Annotated in this window: 2 protein-coding genes; both read left to right on the forward strand. The window is 44.0% G+C overall.

The genetic code is table 11. The annotated features are described in order from the left end of the window. Nucleotides 1-187 precede the first annotated feature (187 nt). Nucleotides 188-478 carry a hypothetical protein gene (locus HRH59_RS19120; protein ID WP_173502853.1) on the forward strand — a complete coding sequence of 97 codons (291 nt, stop codon included), beginning with the start codon at nucleotides 188-190 and terminating at the stop codon, nucleotides 476-478. A 203-nt stretch (nucleotides 479-681) separates the two neighbouring features. Continuing rightward, nucleotides 682-1,794, forward strand: a complete 1,113-nt coding sequence (locus HRH59_RS19125) for an IS4 family transposase (RefSeq protein ID WP_173502854.1) — start codon at nucleotides 682-684, stop codon at nucleotides 1,792-1,794. Nucleotides 1,795-1,824: the final 30 nt, after the last annotated feature.

The following is a 1,824-nucleotide window of genomic DNA, read 5'->3' on the forward strand; positions in this document are numbered from 1 at the left end:
CGAAAGCAGGTTTAATTTTGATCTGACCCTAATTATTCTACTTTCAAACACAGGCGACAATCACAGTCACTTTACCTGCTGCAACCACGATCGGTAATACAGTGGAAACAATAATTCAGGGAAGCCCAGCATTTGTACCTTTGCAAAATGTATCGCCGAAATCTGATACGGAAATAGGTAAAGAATAATGAATGAGAATAGATTTACATGGAACGCCTTTTGGATAAGACAAATAAAAGTGTATGTTCAGTTGGTACCTATTGTTTACCTTTTTTGGTATGGCGTAGATGTTAGTAACATGATGGGTAATCTTTTCAATTGGTCTACTGAAGGTTATGGCCTGCCCAAGCAGCGTTGGTTTAGAGTTATTGCCTGCGGCTTTTTTGCTGGGGGGGGGATCATTACACTTATGGATTTGATTAGCACTTGGCACTATGTAAAAAATCCAGATGAAATCCCTAAAGATGGCAACAAATAAGAGAAAAGGAAAAAGGGGTCGGAGACTGAGGGATCCCCACTAATAATTGGGGTCAGATCAAAATTAAATAACGAATAATTGGGGTCAGATCCTGAGGTATCCCCACAAAATTATCAGCTAAAACAAAAAGATGAGCTCAGAAGGAACATTCATGGCGTTCGGTGATCAGATCAATCGCCAAACATCACCGAGACCAAACAGCCATGAATGTTCGCGCTATCTTGACCAATATCGTTTCATTTGTCACACCCAAAATGCATGCAACCAGACAAAAAGCAGTGATTGATTGCGTGCATAGCCTGGCAAGCGGCAGTGCAGCTACCGTGACTAGCATTGGTAGGGGCATCAATTCAAATGCCTATGAAAAACATAATATTAAGCGGGCTGACAGGCTGCTATCTAATAGGCATTTACTGCGTGAGCAACCCCTGATTTACGGAGCCGTCTGTAGGTTATTTTGCACGGCCAAACATCCAACGATAAGTATTGACTGGTCTGATTTAGATGAGTGTAAAAGGCATTTTCTGCTTCGCGCTGCCCTGAGTTTTGACGGTCGTGCTATCACGCTATATGAGGAAGTACATCCGCTGAGCACCAAAGAGAAGCCTGCTACACACAAGTTATTTTTACGCCGGTTATCACTGCTTCTGCCTGCAAGTTGTAAACCGGTGATTGTTACCGATGCAGGATTTAAAACGCCTTGGTTCAGGCAAATTGAAGCGCTGGGTTGGTATTTTGTCGGCAGGGTTCGTAAGCCCAACTTTTACACTATCGACAATGGAGCACACTGGCAGTGTATTAGCTGGTTGTATGCCAAAGCCTCACTTCAGCCGAAGCAATATCAAGCACAGATTGCCCGGAATACGCCGTTTCCTTGCATGCTGACGCTGTACAAGAAAAAATCTCAGGGACGTCACTCGCTCAATGCTGACGGCAGCATCAAGCGCTCTAAAACATCTAAATCAAATGCGCGGGCGAATTCAGATCCTTGGTTGCTCGCATCCAACTTGCCGCTTAAACATAGTCACAGTAAGCAGGTTGTAGCAATTTACCGGCAGCGCATGCAGATAGAAGAAAGCTTCAGAGATATGAAAAGTACGCAGTTTGGCTTGGGCTTCGAGCAAAGCGGTAGCCTCAAACTACACCGCATAAGCCTGTTATTACTGTTGAGCAATTTGGCCTCATTAGTATTGATATTGCTCGGTGTAGGGCTGACCATAACTAATCAGCAACGCCGGTTCCAGGCAAACAGCTATCGGGATAAACGTGTCTTGTCGCTTCAAACGCTAGGGTTAAGAGCGATGGCTAAGGGATAAATGGGGTCAGATCAAAATTAAATAGACTAA

The organism is Rheinheimera lutimaris (genome assembly GCF_013283795.1).
Taxonomy (GTDB): domain Bacteria; phylum Pseudomonadota; class Gammaproteobacteria; order Enterobacterales; family Alteromonadaceae; genus Alishewanella; species Alishewanella lutimaris.

What these genes read in the sequence shown, in the direction of transcription:
- HRH59_RS19120 (WP_173502853.1), top strand. Translation starts at nt 188, where the DNA reads ATGAATGAGAATAGATTTACATGGAACGCCTTTTGGATAAGACAAATA.
- HRH59_RS19125 (WP_173502854.1), top strand. Translation starts at nt 682, where the DNA reads ATGAATGTTCGCGCTATCTTGACCAATATCGTTTCATTTGTCACACCC.